11 protein-coding genes are annotated in these 18,827 nt (G+C 68.4%); 6 read left to right on the top strand and 5 right to left on the bottom strand.

What is annotated here, in order from left to right; translation table 11 throughout:
• The first annotated feature begins 93 nt into the window (after window positions 1-93).
• The 3 genes from QM732_RS08170 (at window position 94) to QM732_RS08160 (ending at window position 4,646) form a co-directional block, all read left to right on the top strand.
• The gene (locus QM732_RS08170) at window positions 94-1,728 is read left to right on the top strand and encodes an alpha-amylase family glycosyl hydrolase (RefSeq protein ID WP_415655673.1); all 1,635 of its coding nucleotides are present in this window, start codon (window positions 94-96) and stop codon (window positions 1,726-1,728) included.
• Window positions 1,725-3,566, top strand: a complete 1,842-nt coding sequence (locus QM732_RS08165) for a glycoside hydrolase family 13 protein (RefSeq protein WP_415655672.1) — start codon at window positions 1,725-1,727, stop codon at window positions 3,564-3,566. The genes QM732_RS08170 and QM732_RS08165 overlap by 4 nt, the downstream gene beginning before the upstream one ends.
• A 174-nt stretch (window positions 3,567-3,740) precedes the next feature.
• The gene (locus tag QM732_RS08160) at window positions 3,741-4,646 is read left to right on the top strand and encodes a GNAT family N-acetyltransferase (protein WP_415655671.1); all 906 of its coding nucleotides are present in this window, start codon (window positions 3,741-3,743) and stop codon (window positions 4,644-4,646) included.
• An 18-nt stretch (window positions 4,647-4,664) separates the two neighbouring features.
• On the opposite strand, the gene QM732_RS08155 is transcribed toward QM732_RS08160, so the two are convergent.
• The 5 genes from QM732_RS08155 to QM732_RS08135 all read right to left on the bottom strand — a co-directional run bounded on the left by QM732_RS08155 (window position 4,665) and on the right by QM732_RS08135 (window position 14,662).
• Window positions 4,665-6,263: a hypothetical protein gene (locus QM732_RS08155; RefSeq protein WP_415655670.1), complete on the bottom strand. Its 1,599-nt coding sequence runs from the start codon at window positions 6,261-6,263 to the stop codon at window positions 4,665-4,667.
• Window positions 6,264-6,360: 97 nt separating this feature from the next.
• Complete coding sequence (gene malQ, locus QM732_RS08150) at window positions 6,361-7,872, bottom strand: 4-alpha-glucanotransferase (protein WP_415655669.1); 1,512 nt, start codon at window positions 7,870-7,872, stop codon at window positions 6,361-6,363.
• Complete coding sequence (gene glgX / locus QM732_RS08145; RefSeq protein WP_415655668.1) at window positions 7,869-9,953, bottom strand: glycogen debranching protein GlgX; 2,085 nt, start codon at window positions 9,951-9,953, stop codon at window positions 7,869-7,871. Before glgX ends, malQ begins: the two co-directional genes overlap by 4 nt.
• Window positions 9,954-12,131, bottom strand: coding sequence for a 1,4-alpha-glucan branching protein GlgB (gene glgB, locus QM732_RS08140; protein WP_415655667.1), 2,178 nt, complete (start codon window positions 12,129-12,131; stop codon window positions 9,954-9,956).
• The gene (locus QM732_RS08135) at window positions 12,131-14,662 is read right to left on the bottom strand and encodes a glycogen/starch/alpha-glucan phosphorylase (RefSeq protein ID WP_415655666.1); all 2,532 of its coding nucleotides are present in this window, start codon (window positions 14,660-14,662) and stop codon (window positions 12,131-12,133) included. The genes glgB and QM732_RS08135 overlap by 1 nt, the downstream gene beginning before the upstream one ends.
• Before the next feature lie 291 nt (window positions 14,663-14,953).
• On the opposite strand from QM732_RS08135, the gene QM732_RS08130 reads away from it, so the two are divergent.
• From QM732_RS08130 to malF, 3 genes are read left to right on the top strand one after another with little or no spacing between them, the layout of a single operon-like run.
• The gene (locus tag QM732_RS08130; RefSeq protein WP_415655665.1) at window positions 14,954-16,075 is read left to right on the top strand and encodes an ABC transporter ATP-binding protein; all 1,122 of its coding nucleotides are present in this window, start codon (window positions 14,954-14,956) and stop codon (window positions 16,073-16,075) included.
• A complete protein-coding gene (malE, locus tag QM732_RS08125) occupies window positions 16,072-17,247 on the top strand; it encodes a maltose/maltodextrin ABC transporter substrate-binding protein MalE (RefSeq protein ID WP_415655664.1) in 1,176 nt (391 codons plus the stop codon). The genes QM732_RS08130 and malE overlap by 4 nt, the downstream gene beginning before the upstream one ends.
• Window positions 17,244-18,824, top strand: coding sequence for a maltose ABC transporter permease MalF (malF, locus tag QM732_RS08120; protein WP_415655663.1), 1,581 nt, complete (start codon window positions 17,244-17,246; stop codon window positions 18,822-18,824). Before malE ends, malF begins: the two co-directional genes overlap by 4 nt.
• Window positions 18,825-18,827: the final 3 nt, after the last annotated feature.

Genomic DNA, 18,827 nt, shown 5'->3' with positions numbered 1-18,827 from the left:
ACTACCGGGGAAATCGATATGCTCCGCCGCGCGCTGCAAAGTAGTTTGATTACACAATCACCTGCAGAGCAGTATTTTCATGCGCCGAACGCCATGCCCAAGCAAGTGCTGCCCGTCCTAGCCCTCCTCATCGCGCCCCTCGTCGCCGGCCTCGCGCAGGCGCAGTCCCGGATCGACGTCCGTCCGGTCCCCGCCCAGCCCCGCGCAAGCACGCTGCCGCCCGACTGGCAGCACGGCGTCTTCATGGAGATCTTCGTGCGCGGCTACCAGGACAGCGACGGCGACGGCATCGGCGACCTGCGTGGACTGACCCGGCGGCTGGACTACCTGCACAAGCTCGGCATCAGCGGCCTGTGGCTGATGCCCATCACCGCCAGCTCGGACCACGACCATGGCTATGCGACGACAGACTTCCGCGCCATCGAGCCGCAGTACGGCACGCTGGCCGACTTCGACGAACTGATCCGCGAAGCGCACAAGCGAGGCATCGGCGTCGTCATGGACTACGTGATCAACCACGCGTCCTGGCAGTTCCCGCCCTTCCAGCAGGCTGTTGCCGACGCGGCCAGCCCCTGGCGCAGCTGGTTCGTCTGGAATCCGGAACCTGGCCCGGGCTGGGACATCTGGGGCAAATATCCCTGGTACGACGCCGCGCAGAAACCGTGGACGTGGGCCGGCGAATGGAAGGACCTGCCGCCCGTCAAGCCCGGCTCGCCCGATATCTTCTTCGGCACCTTCGGGCCGAACATGCCCGACTTCAACCTGCGCAACCCCGAGGTCGTCCGTTATCACGAGGACTCGCTGCGCTTTTGGCTGAACCGCGGCCTGGACGGTTACCGGCTGGACGCCGTGCCCCACCTCATCGAGAACAGCGCCAAGGACTGGAACGACCAGCCCGAAAGCCGCGTGCTGACCAAGCGCTTCCGGGACCTCATCAAGAGCTATCCCGGCCGCTATGTCGTCTGCGAGGCCACGGCGGAGCCCATCGCCTACGGCGACCCCGAGCTGTGCGGCGGCGCCTTCGCGTTCAACCAGAACTACGAGCTGATGAAGGCGGCCAAGGGAGAGCCCCAGGCGGTGCAGCGCGTGGCCGACTACTACCGGGGCATGTCGCCCACGATGGCGACCTTCCTGCACAACCACGACATCTTCACCGGCCGGCGCGTCTGGGACCAACTGCAAGACGACAAGGACCGGGAGGCTCGATACCGGCTGGCCGCCGCCAGCTATCTGCTGCTGCCGGGCACGCCCTTCGTCTACTACGGCGAGGAGATCGGCCAGGCCGGCACGGACGGCAAGGACGACGCCCCGCTGCGCTCGCCGATGAGCTGGACGCCCGGCACGCCCGCCCCGGACGCGTTCACGACGAGCGCCCGGCCCTTTCGCCCGCTGTCGCCGAACCGCAGCAGCCACAACGCTGCAAGCCAGCAGCGGGATCCGGACTCGCTGTTCAGCTTCTATCGCGAGCTGATCGCGCTGCGCCGCGCCTCGCCCGCGTTGACGCTGGGCCGCTACGAGGCCGACAGCGTCGACGGCCGGTTGTGGCGCTTCGAGCGCGTGCACGGCGACGAGCGCGTCCTTGTCGCCATCAACTACGGCGAGACACCGGCCGCCATCGAGTTGCCGGCCGGCGCGCGAGCGCTCCATCCGATGCACACCGCCGCAGCGCCGGGCCGCACGACGCTGCCACCGCTGTCCCTGCGCATCTACCGACTGGCCGCGCAATGAAAGCCCTGATCACCCTTGCCACTGCCCTGCTGATGACCCTGCCCACGATGGCCGCCGAGACGAACTCCCCTTCCCACCGCATCGAGCCGCCCAACTGGTGGGTCGGCATGCGCGACAGCTCGCTGCAGCTGATGATCCACGGCGCGGACATCGCCGACGTGACACCCCGCCTGGCGCCCTACCCCGGCGTCACGCTGAAGGCCAGCCATCGCGCGACCAGCCCCAACTACCTGTTCGTCGACCTCGATGTCGCGCCCGGCACCAGGCCGGGCGAGCTGGCGCTGACCGTGGGTGGCCAGACGCTGAGCTACCCGCTGCTGGCCCGTGCCCCCGGCTCCGCTGAACGCCAGGGCTTCGGGCCGCGGGACGCGATCTACCTGGTCGTACCCGACCGCTTTGCCAAGGGCGCCGACCTCGGCCGGGCCGGCATGAAGGAAGGCCTTGACCGCAGCGACCCCAACGGCCGCCACGGCGGGGACCTGGCCGGCATGCGCCGCCACCTGGACTACATCGCCGGCCTGGGCTTCACGCAAGTCTGGCCCACGCCCCTGATCGCGAACGACAGCGAGAAATACAGCTATCACGGCTATGCGGCCACCGACTTCTACAAGATCGACCCGCGCTTCGGCAGCAACGCCGACTTCGGCGACTTCGTGGACGAAGCCCGGGCCCGCGGCGTGGGCGTCATCCAGGACATCGTGCTCAACCACATCGGCAGCGGCCACCGGTGGATGGCAGACCTGCCGGCGCCGGACTGGGTCAACCAGTGGCCGCAGGGCTACACGGAGACCCACCACGCGCGCATGACGCTGCAGGACCCCTATGCAGCACCCAGCGACCGTCTGCGCTTCACCGATGGCTGGTTTGTGCCCGGCATGCCCGACCTGAATCAGCGCCGGCCCGAGCTGGCGACGTATCTGACGCAGATGACGCTGTGGTGGATCGAGCGCTTCGGGTTGTCGGGGATTCGCACCGATACCTACTCCTACTCCGACCGCGATTTTCTGAGCCGATGGTCGGCCCGCGTGATGCAGGAGTACCCGAACCTGAACATCGTCGGCGAGGAATGGAGCCCGCACCCGGCCGTCGTCGCCTACTGGCAGCGCGGCAAGCGCAACCACGACGGCTATGTGTCGTCCACGCCCAGCATGATGGACTTCCCGATGAATTCGGGCCTGATCGCCGCGCTGACCGAGGGCGACGGCGCCTTCACCGGACTGACCCGGCTGCACGAGGGCCTGGCGCACGACTTCGTCTATCCCGATCCGTCCAACCTGGTGCTCTTCGACGGCAACCATGACACGCCGCGGCTGTTTTCGCTGCTCAGGCGCGACGTGGGCCTCACGAAGCTGGCACTGGCCTATCTCGCCACGACGCGGCGCATCCCGCAGCTGTTCTATGGCAGCGAGATCCTGATGGAAAGCCCCGTGGAACGCGACGACGGCAAGGTGCGCGCCGACATGCCCGGGGGCTGGCCCGGCGACACCGTCGACGCCTTCACCGGAGCCGGCCTGACGGCCCAGCAGCGTGACATGCAGGACTGGGTGCGGCGGCTCTTCACGTGGCGCAAGGGCGAGCGACTCATCCACGACGGCGCGCTGATGCAGTACGCACCACTGGACGGCGTCTACGTGTTCTTCCGCTACGACGCGCAGCGCACGGTCATGGTGGTGCTTAACAAGACGGACAAGCCGGTGGCGCTGCCCATCGCACGGTTCCCGGAACGCGTGGCCGTCGGTGCGCGGGCGCGCGACGTGCTCAGCGGCGAGGAGCTGGTCCTGGGCGAGCGCCTGAGCGCGCCGGCGCGCCGGCCGTTGATCCTGGACATCGGTCGCTGAGGCCTCGCGCCTGGCGTCCCGAGCACCGAGCATCGGGTAAATAGGCCGGCAGCGCGAGGTGCTGCCAGGCCACGCTCCAGTGCGCACGGCCTAGAATGACTGCGCTCCCGAAAGAACCGTCATCGCCATCGTGGTCATGGAAGGCTTTCATTCTTGCAACCCGATGTGGTGAAGATGAACAAGCCTTTCATATCGCTGTGCCCCGAGATCACCCGCGACCACGCGTTCACGCTGATGGACTGGCTGGAGGACGAGGACGTCACCCGCTACCTGAGCGACTCGCGCCATGTCTCGCGGTTCATCGAGCAGATGGTGGGCCGGGTCCAGTTGCCGATCCTGACGCATCTGTTCAATCAGGGCGGGCGCTTCTTCATGGCCTGCGACCAGCATGACGTGCCGGTGGGCTTTGTCCGCCTCATCAAGACCGGCCCGGACTGCGAGATGGTCCTCGTCATCGGCGACCGTGCCAACTGGGGCCGCCACCTTGGCACCAGCGCCCTTCGCGAGGGCATGAAGCTGGCCTTCTTCGACATGCGCGCCGAGCGGGTCATCGCCAAGATCCACGCGGAGAACACGCGTTCGTTGAAGACCTTTCAGCGCTGCGGCTTCCAGCTTCAGAGCGAGACTCCCGCGCTGAAGACGTTCGCGGCCACGCGGGAGTTCTGCCTGCCCCTGTTGCGCGAGGATCCGGCGACGGACCCGGCCACCATCTACATCACCGAGATCGACCGGATCCGGCTGCGCAGCCTGATCGCGCGCGAGCAAGGTCCCGCCGACCTGGCGCACGAAGTCGAACGGGCCATCGTCGTCGCCCCGCAGCAGGTGGCGCGCGACGTGGTCACGATGAACTCCAGGGCCAGGCTGAGGCTAGACGACGAGGACATGGAAGTGACGCTCGTCTACCCACACGACGCCGACGGCAGCGCCGGCAAGCTGTCGGTCTGCTCCCCCATCGGTACCGCGATCCTGGGCTACCGGGAAGGTGACGTCATCGACTGGCGGGTGCCCGAGCGGACCTGCCGGGTCCACATCGGCAAGCTGCTCTACCAGCCGGAAGCTGCCGGGCACTTCCACCTGTAGGGCTTCGCCGCGACTGGCTCACGGCCGGTCGCCGAAGCTGAACTTCAGCCGACCCTTGTGCTCCTCGACAAGGGTCGACTTCCGGCTCCATACGTACTGCGTGGACCGCTGCTTGACCGGCTCCACCTCCACCCGCCCCTGTGTCGTGACGGTACCCGCTCCCGGCACGTAGGCCGTCCGACCCGGCACGAACATGGGCACGACGGCGTCCTCCACCACGGACTGCGCCTGCGGTTCCCCCAGACGCTGGCTCAGCAGGTGACGCACGCGCTGCACGTCGCCGGCCACGACGAGCTCCATCGAAGCCACCCTGCCGCCCTGGCTGCCGGCCTGGGCCAGCACCATGAGCTGCTGCACCTGCTGGCCGGCCAGCAGGACCTGGGAGTCGGCGCCCAGGTCCATGCGGCAGCGGCGCTGGGCCTGCTCGCTGCTGCGCAGGCGCGTCTGCACCTGCGGGCTGAGGCGGCCGGCGCTGAAGCCGATGGCCGGCCTGGGCGAAGTGTCGCGCTCGTGCTGGCGGTCCGCCTGCGCCTGGGCGACGGCACCCTGCTCGCCGTCGCAGCTCGGGCGGGGCCCGCAGCGCAGCGCGTCGGCGCCGGCCTGGCAACGGTCGGTCGGCATCTGGCTCACGAGCGTGCTCAACGGCGTGCCACCATCCACCCTGTCCAGCACCAGCGTGCGCCCCACCCCCGACTGCCGCTGAGCCCGGGCCCAGGCCTGGTCCGCCTGCGCCTGCTCGCTGGCATGCCGGGCCACGGCCGCGGCAATGCGCTGGCGGGTGTCGGCGACGAGGCTGGGGTCCATCGCGTCAGGCCGCCCGCCCAGGGCCTGCTGCCAAAGCTCCACCTGGAAGCGGAGTTCGGCGCGGCATTCATAGCGCTCGGCCCAGTCGACCATCAGCGGCTGCTCGGCCCACAGCGCAACCCACTGAGGATCCACCTGGCGCTGGGCGGACAGGAACTGCTCGGTCAGCTCGCGGATGCGCTGCACGCGGGCGTTGCCGACCGGCAGCTGCTGCACTTCGGGTGAACTCTCAATGCGCCGGCGCTCCTGCAGCAACTGCCCCATGACTGCGCCGATGCGGGGGTGGCACTGCTGGCGCTGGTCGACCGGGCCGGGCGGCAGCAGGTCGATGGCCCACTGGGGCGCCGCAGCCACCAGGCCCTGCTCCAGCATCCTTGCGGCCCCCGCCTCCGCGTTCAGCGGCGCGTAGAAGCGCTCGCGCTCCTGCAGGACCTGCGGTTCGGCGCGGGTGATGAATTCGTCCATCGCCTTCACGTCCGCCGGCCCCAGCACCCCGGTCACCGGGTTTCGGACGGTTTCCTGCCAACGCGAGACGACGTAGTCGAAATCGGTGCAGCCACCCGCGAACTTGAAATGCAGGTCGCCCCAGAAGCGCAGCAGCGAGCGGTAGCGGCCGATGTTCTCCGGCATGCCCGACGACGCTGCGCGCAGGCCTCCCTTCGTGGCACACGGCCGGGGCACGTCACCGGCCCGGATCTCAGGCGCGGGAAAGTACTTCTCGTACGACGGGATGAAGACCTTGGCCGGCTGGGCCTGGGCCATCGGCCCAAGAGACAGCATCAGTGCCAGTGCCAGGGGCCTCGCCAAGCTCATGTCCCGCCTCCCAGTAGAACTTGACGCCGACTGTATGCGCACCAGTTCATCCAAGCAGGCCGTCCAGGCAGATCACCGAGGACTGCGGGCGGAGAGCTCAGTCCGGCAGCTTCAGCAGCCCGAAGGGCCCCCGCCCTGCCGCCGCCGTAATCAGCCCCAGAACCCGCGTGGGCTCGGCACCCAGCCAGTCCCAGCGGAAGCGCCAGCCCCAGTTGCCGCCCAGCACGCCGGGGATGTTCATGCGGTGCTCCGACCCCAGGCCCAGCACGTCCTGCAGCGGGTAGACGGCCAGGTTGGCCACCGAGTTGGCACAGGCGCGGATCATGGCCCAGTGCACGTCGTGCTCGCCGCAGGCGAGGTAGGAGCCGGCGAAAGCGCGCTCGCGAGGCCTGGCCTGGTTCCACCAGCCACGCACGGTGTCGTTGTCATGGGTGCCGGTGTAGGCCACCGAAGCCCTGGGCCACATGTGGGGCAGGAACTCGTGGTCGGCCTGCGCACCGAAGGCGAACTGCAGGATCTTCATGCCGGGGAAGCCGCAGCCGTCGCGCAGCGCATGCACGTCTTCGGTGATGAAGCCCAGGTCCTCGGCCACGATGGGCAGTTCGCCCAGGGCCGCCTTGATGGCATTGAACAGCGCCATGCCGGGGCCGGTCACCCAACGGCCACGCGTGGCGTCGGGGCTGTCAGCGGGAATCTCGTAGTAACCGGCGAAGCCGCGGAAGTGGTCGATGCGGAAGACGTCGGCCTGGCTCAGTGCGCGCCGGATGCGGGCCGTCCACCAGGCATAGTTCTCGTCGGCCATCCTGTCCCAGCGGTACAGCGGGTTGCCCCAGCGCTGGCCCAGCGGGCCGAGGTCGTCGGGCGGCACGCCAGCGACCACCGTGGTCTGGAAGTCCTCGTCGAGGGAGTAGAGATCGGGGCGCGACCAGCAGTCGGCGCTGTCATGGGCAACGAAGATGGGCAGGTCGCCCATCAGCTGCACCCCGCGCGCATTGGCGTAGGCCTTCAGCGCGCCGGCCTGCTGGTCGAACTGCCACTGCACGAATTGCCAGAAGGCGATCTCGCCGGCGTAATCCGTGCGCGCCTTGGCCAGGGCCTTGGGCTCGCGCTTCCTGAGGCCGTCGCTCCAGGTCCACCAGGGCTGGCCATTGAGCGGCGAGCGGATCGCCATGAAGAGGGCGTAGTCGTCCAGCCAGTCCTGCTGGGCTTCGCACCAGGCCGTGAAGGCCTGGCGATCCGCCGCGCTGGCGTGGGCCAGGAAACCGGTGGCGGCGGCGCGCAGCTGCTGCTCACGCCAGGGCGTGACGCAGCCGTAATCGACCTGCTCGCCGCTGAACTGCGGCACCTGGGGCGCCTTCATCCAGCCTTTGGCGATCAGCGGCTCCAGCGCCACCATCCAGGGGCTGCCGGCGAATGCCGACACGCCCTGGTATGGGCTGTCGCCGGGACCGATGGGCGTGGTGGGCAGCAGCTGCCAGATCGATTGGCCGGCGGCCTGCAGCCAGTCGACGAAACGCAAGGCGTCAGGGCCGAAGTCCCCCATGCCGTGCGGGCCTGGCAGCGAGGTGATGTGCAGCAGCACACCGGAGGAGCGTTGGTTCAGGTTCATGTCGGTGCGTGCCGAAGGACGAGCAGGGAGCGGGCCGGCACGCTCAGCGGCTGGCCGGGAAGGATGAGAGGCGCGGCTGACTCGCCACTGCTGTCCAGCACCAGCCGCCAGGGGCCGTTGCAGAGCAGGAAGGGCAGCGGCGCGGGGTCCGGGTTGAAGACGATCATCAGCCGCGGCCGGGGCGCGTTCGCCTCGCGCAGCTGCGCGCCGAAGGCGCGCTGGCCGGCGTCGTGCCAGTCGTGCGGGCCCATCTCGTGGCCGCTGGGCGCGTACCAGGCGATGCTGGCCTCCGACGGGCCGCTGGCGAACCAGCGCGGATGGCGCAGCAGCGGCTCGGCGGCGCGCAGGGCCAGCGCCTCGCCGACCAGCGCCGTCATGCGGCCATCGGCTTCGGTCCAGTCCAGCCAGGTGGTCGGGTTGTCCTGGCAATAGGCGTTGTTGTTGCCGCCCTGGCTGTTGGCGATCTCGTCGCCGGCGCACAGCATGGGCGTGCCCTGCGCGAGCAGCAGCGTCGCCAGCAGCGCGCGGCGCACGCGCTCGCGGGTGGCGTTGATGCCCGCATCCGTCGTCGGGCCTTCCGCGCCGAAGTTCGCGCACAGCTCGCCGTCGCGGCCGTCGCGGTTGTCCTCGCCGTTGGCGTGGTTGTGCTTGGTGGAGTAGCTGGTCAGGTCGGCCAGCGTGAAACCGTCGTGCACGGCGATGAAGTTGACGGACGCGGTGGGCAGGCGCTGGCCGTGGTGGAAGACGTCGCTGGAGGCCATGAAGCGCCGCGCCAGCTCGCCGCGGCCGACGCCGGGGCCAGCGCCCAGCCAGTAGCCGCGCGCCGTGTCGCGGAACTTGTCGTTCCACTCGAGGAAGCGGCCTGGGAAGCGGCCCAACTGGTAGCCGTCGTAGGCGGCGTCCCAGGGTTCGGCGATCAGGTGCACGCCGGCCAGCACCGGGTCCTGCCGCAGTGCGGTGAAGAAGGCGGCGCCGGGGTCGTACCCCTGGTGGGTGCGGCCAAGTACCGGAGCGAGGTCGAAGCGAAAGCCGTCCACGCCCATCTCGGCCACCCAGTAGCGCAGCGAATCCAGCACGAATTGCGTCACCCGAGGGGCGGCGCAATTGACGGTATTGCCGCAACCGGTCAGGTTCTCGTTGCGGCTGCGGTCCTCGGCCACCAGCCGGTACCAGGTCGCGTTGTCCAGCCCGCGCCAGGACAGCGTCGGCCCGAACTCGTTGCCCTCGGGCGTGTGGTTGTAGACGACGTCCAGCACGACCTCAAGGCCGGCTTCGTGCAACGCGGCCACCATCGCACGGAATTCGGTCGCGACGGCCGTCGGATCTTGGCGGTGCGAGGCGTGCGCCCAGCGCGGGTCCGGGCAGAAGAAGCCCAGCGTGTTGTAGCCCCAGTAGTTGGGCAGGCCGCGCTCGGCGAGGTGGGGCTCGGGGATGCAGTACTGCACCGGCAGCAGGGACAGCGTCGTCACGCCCAGGCGCCTGAAGTGCGCGACCGACACCGGATGGGCCAGGCCCGCATACGTGCCGCGCAAGTCCTCGGGCACGCCGGGCAGTTGCTGGGAAAAGCCCTTCACATGGACCTCGTAGAGCACGACCTCGCCCGCGGCGCGGCGCGGGCGATGCACTCGCTCCTGCGCAACGGGTGGCTGCGCGACGCGTGCCTTCAGCGCCTGCGTGGCGTTGTCGCGCGTGTCGAAGGACCGCGGGCCGTCCGGATGCCCAAGCTCGTAGCCGTGGTGCTCGGCGCGCCAGCCGAACTGGCCCACGATCTCGCGGGCCCAGGGATCCAGCAGCAGCTTGTGCGGGTTGAAGCGGTGGCCCCGCTCCGGGGCATAGGGGCCGTGGACCCGCAGGCCGTAGACCAGGCCGGGGCCTACACCGGGCAGGAAGCCGTGGAAGACCCCTTCAAACGGGCCGCTCAGCGGATAGCGACGCAGCTCCCGCTGGCCTTCGGCGTCGAAGACGCACAGCTCGATGCGTGTGGCGTGGTCGCTCGCCACGGCGAAGTTGACGCCGCCGTCGCGCGCAAGCGCCCCCAGCGGCTCGTGCCAGCCGGGCTGCAGGTCAGGCAGGTGGCCCATTCAGATCGGCACGAAGAACAGCGTGGCCAGCGGCGGCAGGTTGATGGTGATGGACAGGCGCCGGCCATGTGCCGGCTGTGCCTGCACTGGCAGGCCCGCAGCCGCGACGCCGTTGCCCATGTTGCTGCCGCCGTAGTAGGCCGAGTCGGTGTTGAGCGCCTCGCGCCACGCCGTGACGCCATCCGGAACGCCCAGCGAGTAGCCCTCGCGCGGCACCGGGGTCATGTTGCAGACCACCAGCACCATGCGGCCGGTGCCGTCGCGTCGTACCCAGGCGTAGATGGAGTGCTCCGCGTCGTGCGAGCTGATCCACTCGAAGCCACCGCTCTCGCAGTCCAGCCGATGCAGCGCCGTGTGTTCGCGGTAGAGCTTGTTGAGGTCACGCACCAGGCGCTGCACGCCGGCGTGGCGGTCGTCCTCGAGCAGTCCCCACGGCAGCGCCTCGGCATGGTTCCACTCCTGGCGCTGGGCGAACTCCTGCCCCATGAAGAGCAGCTTCTTGCCAGGGTGGCCCCACATGAAGCCGTAGTAGGCGCGCAGGTTGGCGAACTTCTGCCAGTCGTCGCCCGGCATCTTGCTGAGCATCGAGCCCTTGCCGTGCACCACTTCATCGTGAGAGATGGGCAGCATGAAGTTCTCGCTGAACGCGTAGATCAGTCCGAAGGTCATCTTGTCGTGATGCCAGCGGCGGTTGATCGGGTCCTCGGCCATGTAGCACAAGGTGTCGTTCATCCAGCCCATGTTCCACTTGTAGTGGAAACCCAGGCCGCCGGCGTAGGTCGGCGAGGACACGCCGGGGAAGCTCGTGCTTTCCTCGGCCACGGTGATGGCCCCCGCGATCTCGCCGACATGCTCGTTCATCTCGCGCAGCATGGAGATGGCCTCGAGGTTCTCGCGGCCGCCGCGGATGTTGGGGATCCACTGGCCTTCGGGGCGCGAGTAGTCGCGGTAGAGCATGCTGGCCACGGCATCCACGCGCAGCCCGTCCACGCCCCAGCGCTCGATCCAGTACAGCGCGCTGCCGACCAGGAACTCCCGCACCTCGGTGCGGCCGAAGTTGTAGATCAGCGTGTTCCAGTCCCTGTGCAGGCCCTCCTTGGGGTCCGCGTACTCGTAGAGATGGGTGCCGTCGAACTCGGCCAGGCCGTGCGCATCCATCGGGAAATGCGCCGGCACCCAGTCCAGCAGCAGGCCCAGGCCCTGGTCATGGCAGGCCTTGACGAAGCGTGCGAGGCCTTCGGGCGGGCCGAAGCGGGCGCTGGGGGCGTACATGCCCAGCGTCTGGTAGCCCCAGGATCCGTCGAAGGGATGTTCGGTGACGGGCATGAGCTGCACATGCGTGAAGCCCATGTCGGCCGCATAGGCGGGCAACTGCTCGGCGAGCTCGTCCCAGGTCGGGAAGTCGCCGGCCACGCCGCGGCGCCAGGACGCGGCATGCACCTCGTAGACGCTGATGGCGGCATGGCGCTGGTTGGCTCGCTCACGCTGTCGCGGCAGCGGCATCGGCTCAGGCAGCGGCGCGACGATGCTGGCCGTCTCCGGGCGCAGCTGGGCGCGGCGGGCATAGGGGTCGGCCTTCAGCGGCAGTAGCGCGCCATTGCCACCGACGATCTCGAACTTGTACAGGTCGCCCTCGCCCGCGTGCGGCACGAAGATCTCCCACACGCCGGCTGCATGGCGCAGCCGCATTGGATGGCGGCGCCCGTCCCAGTTGTTGAAGCTGCCGACGACGCTGACGCGCCGCGCATTGGGCGCCCAGGTCGCGAAGCGCACACCGCTGACATCACCGTGCCGAACGAGATGCGCACCCAGGCCCAGCCAGGGGCGGGGATTGCGGCCCTCGGCGAATGCCTTCAGGTCCTCGTCGGCCAGTTGTGGATAGAAGGCATAGGGATCGGCGTAGACGCCCTCCCCGCCCCCCAGCCAGCTGACGGCCAGCCGGTAGTCGAAGCGATGCTTGCGTCGCGGCACCTGGGCCTCGAAGAAGCCGGTGCGGCGCTGCACGAGCTCGACGATGCGCTTGCCGCTGCCGGCATCGACCAGCGCCACGTCCGCCGCGCCTGGCAGCAGCGCGCGTACCCAGAGCTTGCCCGCCTCGTCCGCATGCAGCCCCAGCCGGGAGAAGGGATCGGCATGGCGGCCGGCCAGCAGGGCTTCGAGGTCGGTGTCGTTCAGCATCAATTCAGGGACTTGACGGACCAGACACGGTCCACGTACTCGGCGATCGTGCGATCGGATGAGAACGGGCCCATGCCTGCGATGTTGCGCAGCGCGCGCTCGGCCCAGGCGGTGCGGTCGGCAAACAGCGCATCGACCTTGGCCTGGGTGGCGACGTAGTCGGCGAAATCGGCCATCAGCAGGTAGACGTCACGGTGCAGCAGGCTGTCGACGAGGCTGCGATAGCGCTCCGTGTCGCCATTGCTGAAGACACCGGCCGAGATGGCGTCGATGACGCGCTTGAGCTGGCGATTCTCCTCGACGTAAAGCCGTGGGTCGTAGCCCAGCTCCTTGATCTTGGCGACGGCGTCGGCACGCAGCCCGAACACGAACATGTTCTCCACGCCCATGGCCTCGGCCATCTCGATGTTGGCGCCGTCCCAGGTACCTATGGTCAGCGCGCCGTTCATGCCGAACTTCATGTTGCCGGTGCCCGAGGCCTCGGTGCCGGCCGTGGAGATCTGCTCGGACAGGTCGGCCGCCGGGATGATGCTCTCGGCCAGCGAGACGCCGTAGTTGGGCAGGAACACGAGCTTGAGCCTGTCGCCCACGCGCGGGTCGCTGTTGACGACGCGGGCCACGTCATGCGCCAGGCGCACGATGCTCTTGGCCGCCTGGTAGGCCGACGCGGCCTTGCCGGCAATGATGACGGTGCGCGGCACCCAGTTGGCGCCGGGGTTGTCGCGGATGGCCTGGTAGCGGCTGACGACGTGCAGCAGGTTGAGCAGCTGGCGCTTGTACTCGTGGATGCGCTTGATCTGGATGTCGAACAGGCTGTCGACGTTGACCGAAATCCCCAACTCGCGGCGGATGACGGCGGCCAGGCGCTCTTTGTTGGCGCGCTTGACGGCCAGGAACTCCTCGCCCAGCTCGCGGTTGGCGGCCAGCGGCTTGAGCTCGGCCAGCTCGGCCAGCTCGGTGCGCCAACCGTCGCCGATGCGGCCGTCCAGCAGCGTGCAAAGCGCCGGGTTGGCCTGCTGCAGCCAGCGGCGCGGCGTGACGCCGTTGGTGACGTTGTGAAACCGCTCCGGCCAGATGCGGGCGTAGTCGGCAAAGATGGTCTTCACCATCAGCTCAGAGTGCAGCGCGGCAACGCCGTTCACGCGATGCGAGGCCACGAGGGCCAGGGAAGCCATACGCACGCGCCGCTCGCCATGCCCATGCGGGCCGTGGCCGCCCTCGTCGATCAGCGAGACGCGCGAGGCCAGTCCGTGGTCGCCGGGAAAGCGGACCTTGAGCGTTTCGAGGAAGCGGTGGTTGATCTCGTAGATGATCTCCAGATGGCGCGGCAGCAGCTGCTCGAACATGCGCACGGGCCAGGTCTCCAGCGCCTCGGGCATCAGCGTGTGGTTGGTGTAGGCCACCGCCTGGTGGGTAATCTTCCAGGCCTCGTCCCAGCCCAGTCCGTGCTCGTCCAGCAGCAGCCGCATCAGCTCGGCCGGTGCCAGCGCCGGGTGGGTGTCATTGAGGTGGACGGCGTTGGTGCGGCCCAGGTTGTGCAGCGAACCGAACTCGCGCAGGTGCCGAGCGATAAGGTCCTGCAAGGAGGCGCTCACGAGGAAGGCCTCCTGCTTGAGGCGCAGCTCGCGGCCCTGCTCGGTGGAATCGTCGGGATAGAGCACCCAGTTCAGCGCGTCGGCCAGTACCTGATGGCGGGCCGCGCGGGCGTAGTCGCCGTCGCAAAAGGGCTTGAACTCGATGGGCGCCGCCATGGCCTTCCACTGGCGCAGCGTGGATACGCGCTCGCCGTGGTGGGCCGGCACGATGAAGTCGAAGGCCTGGGCCTCGACGCTGTCTGCCGGCAGCCAGCGTCGCACGCCGGAGGCATCGATCTCCACGCGGCCGCCAAAGCCCACCTGGTAGCGAAGGTCGTGGCGCGGCAGCTCCCAGGCAGGCGAGTCGCGCATCCAGTCGTCGGGCTGCTCCAGCTGGCGGCCCTGCTGGATGGCCTGGGCGAACATGCCGTAGCGGTAGCGCAGGCCGTAGCCGAAGGACGGCAGCTCCAACTCGGCAAAGCTGTCCAGGAAGCAGGCCGCCAGGCGCCCCAGGCCGCCGTTGCCCAGCGCCGCGTCGGGCTCGCGCTCCAGCACATCGCCCAGCATCAGGCCCTGTTGCGCCAGCTTCGCCTCCAGCGGCTCGGCCAGCTTCAGCGCGGCCAGTGCGTTGGACAGCGCGCGCCCCATCAAGAACTCCATCGACAGGTAATGCACGCGACGCACGGGCGCCTGGTCGCCGCGGCGGGCATCGGCCGCCTGCGTGGCGGCCCAGCGTCGGGCCAGCGTCTCGCGGCAGGCGAGGGCCGCGGCGTGCAGGGCAGCCTGGGGCGTGGCGCCATGGCTGGACTGGGAGAGCTCGCGCTCGTAGGCGGCCTCGAAGGCCGCACGCAGGGCCTTGTCTTCAGGTGTCAGGGCGGGCGGCTTCTTCATCGCGGAGGCAGCCTTGAGCTTGCGTGGGACGGACAGCGCGGAGCTGAGGCGGGTTGGGGTGTTCATCAGTGCCGACCCCCGGTGACGGGGGCAAGAATGCTACCCGAGCGGCAGCGCAGGCCTAAGTATCGGACAGCTCCGAGCTTTCGTGTAGTTTGACTACATCGGGAAAACCCGGTAGTTTTTGCAAATGATTGATCCATAAGGATTTCATTCAAGAACCGGCGGGCATCTTCTGTTGTTGTACGTCGATCCGGAATGTATATTGTCTACAAAGACGGGCAAAGACAAGAAACTTGAGCCCGATTTGAAGAGACAGGCCGGCCGCGCGGCGCCCGGCGACAGAAAGGCTAGGAAGTGGCAGACGTTCGACTGACCGGCGTGGAAAAAGCCTATGGCGACACCCGCATCCTGCACGGCATCGACCTGGAGGTCCGCGACGGCGAGTTCATGGTGTTTGTCGGGCCGTCGGGCTGCGGCAAGAGCACGCTGCTGCGCTCCATCGCCGGGTTGGAGGAGATCACCGGCGGCGAGCTGACCATCGGAGGGCGCGTCGTCAACGACGTGCCTCCCAGCGAGCGCGGCATCGCCATGGTGTTCCAGTCGTACGCCCTCTACCCGCACATGAACCTGTTCGACAACATGGCGTTCGGGTTGAAGCTGGCCAAGGTGCCCAAGGCCGAGATCGAGGCGGCCGTGCGCAATGCTGCCCGGATCCTGCACATCGAGCACCTGCTGGAGCGCAAGCCCAAGGACCTGTCGGGCGGCCAGCGCCAGCGCGTGGCCATCGGCCGGGCCATCGTGCGCAAGCCCGAGGTGTTCCTGTTCGACGAACCGCTGTCCAACCTCGACGCCGCCTTGCGCGTGCGCATGCGCTACGAGTTCGCCAAGCTGCACGAGGACCTCAGGACCACCATGATCTACGTGACCCACGACCAGGTGGAGGCCATGACGCTGGCCGACCGCATCGTCGTGCTGTCGGCCGGCAAGGTCGAGCAGGTCGGCTCGCCGCTGGAGCTGTACGAGCATCCGTGCAACCTGTTCGTGGCCGGCTTCATCGGCAGCCCCAAGATGAACTTCCTCGAAGGCGAGCTGGTTGCCATCGAGCCCGGCCATGTCGAGGTGAAGTTGACTGGGACCAGCGTCGTGCTGCTGGCGCGCGTGGACGGCAGCGGCTCCGCCGTGGGTGACAAGGTGAGCCTGGGCGTTCGGCCCGAGCACATCCGACAGGATGGCCCCGGCAACCGGCTGCAGAGCACGGTGGCTTTCGTCGAGTCACTGGGCGGCGTCACGTTCGCCTACTGCCCCTACCCAGGCCTCGAGGAGCACCTGACCTGCCAGTTCGAGGGCCGCAACGGCGCGGACCGCCTGCGCAGCGGCCAGGCGCTGGACCTTCACCTGCCCGCCGAGGCGCTGTACGTGTTCGACGCTGGCGGTCGCGCGCTGCGCCGGCTGGCCGCACCGGAGCTGTCGGCATGACGTGGCGGATCCTGTTCGCCGCGGCCGCCCTGGTCGCGGGGCCGGCGCTGGCCGCCCCAGCCAAGCTGCTCGTCTGGATCAATGGCGACAAGGCCTACAACGGCCTGCAACAGGTCGGCAATGCCTTCGAGAAGGCCTCGGGCGTCAAGGTCGTCGTCGAGCACCCGGTGGATGCCCCCGACAAGTTCCAGCAGGCCGCCGGCGCCGGCAAGGGGCCGGACATCTTCTGCTGGCCGCACGACCGCGTCGGCGAATGGGCCAAGGCGGGGCTGCTCACGCCGCTGCGGCCATCGCCCAGGCTCAAGGCCGAGGTGGAAGACCAGGCCTGGGCGGCGATGAGCTACCACGGCCGCATCTGGGGCTACCCGCTGGCGATCGAGACCACCGGCCTCATCTACAACAAGGCGCTGGTGTCGCGGCCGCCCGAGACCTGGGACGAGGTCATCGCGCTCGACAGGCAGCTGCAGGTCCAGGGCAAGCACGCCATCCTCTGGCACTACAACAAGAGCTTCTTCACCTGGCCCATGCTGGCGGGCGCTGGCGGCGTCATCTTCGGCCGCGACGCACAGGGCGATTTCGACGCCCGCCAGGTGGGCGTCAATACGCCCGGGGCGCTGCGCGCCGCGCAGACGCTGGACGGCCTCATCCGCAACGGTCACATGCCCAAGGGCGCCAACTACGCCGAGATGGAGTCCGCCTTCGCCCGCGGCGAGGTCGCGATGATGATCTCCGGCCCGTGGGCCTGGGACAACGCCCGCAAGGCCAGGGTCGACTTCGGCGTCGCCCCCATCCCCGCCGTCATTGCCGGCCAGCCGAGCAAGAGCTTCGTCGGCGTGCTGGGCTGCATGATCTCGGCGCCCAGCAAGAACAAGGACATCGCCAAGGAGTTCATCGAGAACCACCTGATGCGGCCCGAAGCGCTGAAGGTGCTGGATGCCGACGTGCCCATCGGCGTGCCGGCCAACAAGGCCTTCTATGCCGAGCTGTCGGTCAACCCGCTGATCAAGGCGAGCATGACCAACGCCCGCAACGGCGCGCCCATTCCCAATATCCCCGAGGTGGGCCGCTTCTGGACCGCGATGGACGCGGCGCTTGAGGCCATCACCAACGGATTGCAAAGCCCCAAGGACGCGCTCGATGGCGCCGCCGCACGGATGCTGCTGAACAAATGAACGCCTTGTCCCCGACCCTGGGCCAGGGCACCTACTCGACGCTGCCGCCCTCGCCTGCCGAGAGGCTCGGCAGCTGGCTGAAGTGGCCTGTCGTCGCGCTGGCCATCGCCGCGGCCCTCTACCTCGTCTTCGCCATCTACACCACCGGCCAGGCGGCCTGGGCCGCAGGCGCGCTGGTGCTCTTCACGGCGGGCTTCTATGTGTACCTCAGCCGCGGTGGCCTGGCCTGGCGCTACCTCTTTCCCGGCGTGGCCGGCATGCTGGTGTTCATTGCCTTCCCGCTGGTCTACACGGCGCAGATCGGCTTCACGAACTACTCAAGCACCCACCTGCTCAGCGAAAGCCGCGTTCGCGGCTACTTGCTCGAGCAGCACGACGCCGTCGAGGAGCAGGTGCTTGGCTACACCTTGCACGCCAGCGGCGCCGAGTACCGCCTCGTGCTGCGCGCCGATGGCGAGGCTGCGCCACGCTGGGTGTCGCCGCCACTGGCGCTGCGATCGGGCAAGGCGCTGCGCGTGGACGTCGCGGCCTCGGGCGCTGCGATATCGCCCACCGATGCCGCCCTGCCCTTGCCCGAGCTGATCAAGCATCGCGACGCGCTGGCACGGCTGGTCCTGGTGCTGCCGGACAAGACCGAGCTGCACTACCTCGGCCTGCGCGAGTTCGGCCCCGTGAAGCCGCAATGGACGGCGAATGCGGACGACAGCCTGACCCGCACCGCCGATGGCGCCGTCTTCACGCCCAACCGGGACACCGGCTTCTTCCAGACGGCATCCGGCGAAACGCTGCAGCCCGGCTTCAAGGCCTTCATCGGCGCGGCCAACTACACGCGCATGCTGTTCGATGCCGAGTTCCGCGGCCCCTTCCTGTCCATCTTCACGTGGACCGTCGTGTTCTCGGCGCTGACAGTGTTCTTCGCGACAGCCGTCGGCATGCTGTTTGCGGTGCTGCTGAACTGGGAAGGCATGAAGTACCGCACCACCTATCGCACGCTGCTGTTCCTGCCGTATGCGGTACCGGGTTTCATCTCCATCCTGGTCTTCAAGGGCTTGTTCAACCAGAACTTCGGCGAGATCAACGCCATCCTGGATGCGCTGTTCGGCGTCAAGCCGGCCTGGTTCGCGGATCCGCTGCTGGCCAAGACGATGCTGCTCATCGTCAATGTGTGGCTGGGCTATCCCTACATCATGATCCTGTGCTCCGGGCTGCTGAAGGCCATTCCCCAGGACCTGTATGAGGCCTCGGCACTGGCGGGCGCCAGCCCGGCGACCAACTTCTTCAGGATCACGGCGCCACTGATCATCAAGCCGCTGGCGCCGCTGCTGATCAGCGCATTCGCCTACAACTTCAACAACTTCGTGCTCATCGCGCTGCTGACCGACGGCCGGCCGGACTTCCTGTCCACCAAGCTGCCGGCCGGACAGACCGACATCCTCGTGAGCTACACCTACCGCATCGCATTCCGCGACTCGGGCTCGGACTTCGGCCTCGCCGCGGCGATCTCGACGCTGATCTTCTTCCTCGTTGCGGCGCTGTCGCTGATCAACCTGCGCATGAGCGCCAAGGCACAGAGGTAATCC

Source organism: Roseateles sp. (assembly GCF_047654805.1).
In the GTDB taxonomy this organism is placed as follows: domain Bacteria; phylum Pseudomonadota; class Gammaproteobacteria; order Burkholderiales; family Burkholderiaceae_C; genus Pelomonas.
This window is presented reverse-complemented; position numbering and strand designations above follow the sequence as displayed.

Excerpts from the sequence above, each read along its gene's own strand:
- QM732_RS08170 (WP_415655673.1), top strand. The coding sequence starts at position 94 with ATGCCCAAGCAAGTGCTGCCCGTCCTAGCCCTCCTCATCGCGCCCCTC.
- QM732_RS08165 (WP_415655672.1), top strand. The coding sequence starts at position 1,725 with ATGAAAGCCCTGATCACCCTTGCCACTGCCCTGCTGATGACCCTGCCC.
- QM732_RS08160 (WP_415655671.1), top strand. The coding sequence starts at position 3,741 with ATGAACAAGCCTTTCATATCGCTGTGCCCCGAGATCACCCGCGACCAC.
- QM732_RS08155 (WP_415655670.1), bottom strand. The coding sequence starts at position 6,263 with ATGAGCTTGGCGAGGCCCCTGGCACTGGCACTGATGCTGTCTCTTGGG.
- malQ (WP_415655669.1), bottom strand. The coding sequence starts at position 7,872 with ATGAACCTGAACCAACGCTCCTCCGGTGTGCTGCTGCACATCACCTCG.
- glgX (WP_415655668.1), bottom strand. The coding sequence starts at position 9,953 with ATGGGCCACCTGCCTGACCTGCAGCCCGGCTGGCACGAGCCGCTGGGG.
- glgB (WP_415655667.1), bottom strand. The coding sequence starts at position 12,131 with ATGCTGAACGACACCGACCTCGAAGCCCTGCTGGCCGGCCGCCATGCC.
- QM732_RS08135 (WP_415655666.1), bottom strand. The coding sequence starts at position 14,662 with ATGAACACCCCAACCCGCCTCAGCTCCGCGCTGTCCGTCCCACGCAAG.
- malE (WP_415655664.1), top strand. The coding sequence starts at position 16,072 with ATGACGTGGCGGATCCTGTTCGCCGCGGCCGCCCTGGTCGCGGGGCCG.
- malF (WP_415655663.1), top strand. The coding sequence starts at position 17,244 with ATGAACGCCTTGTCCCCGACCCTGGGCCAGGGCACCTACTCGACGCTG.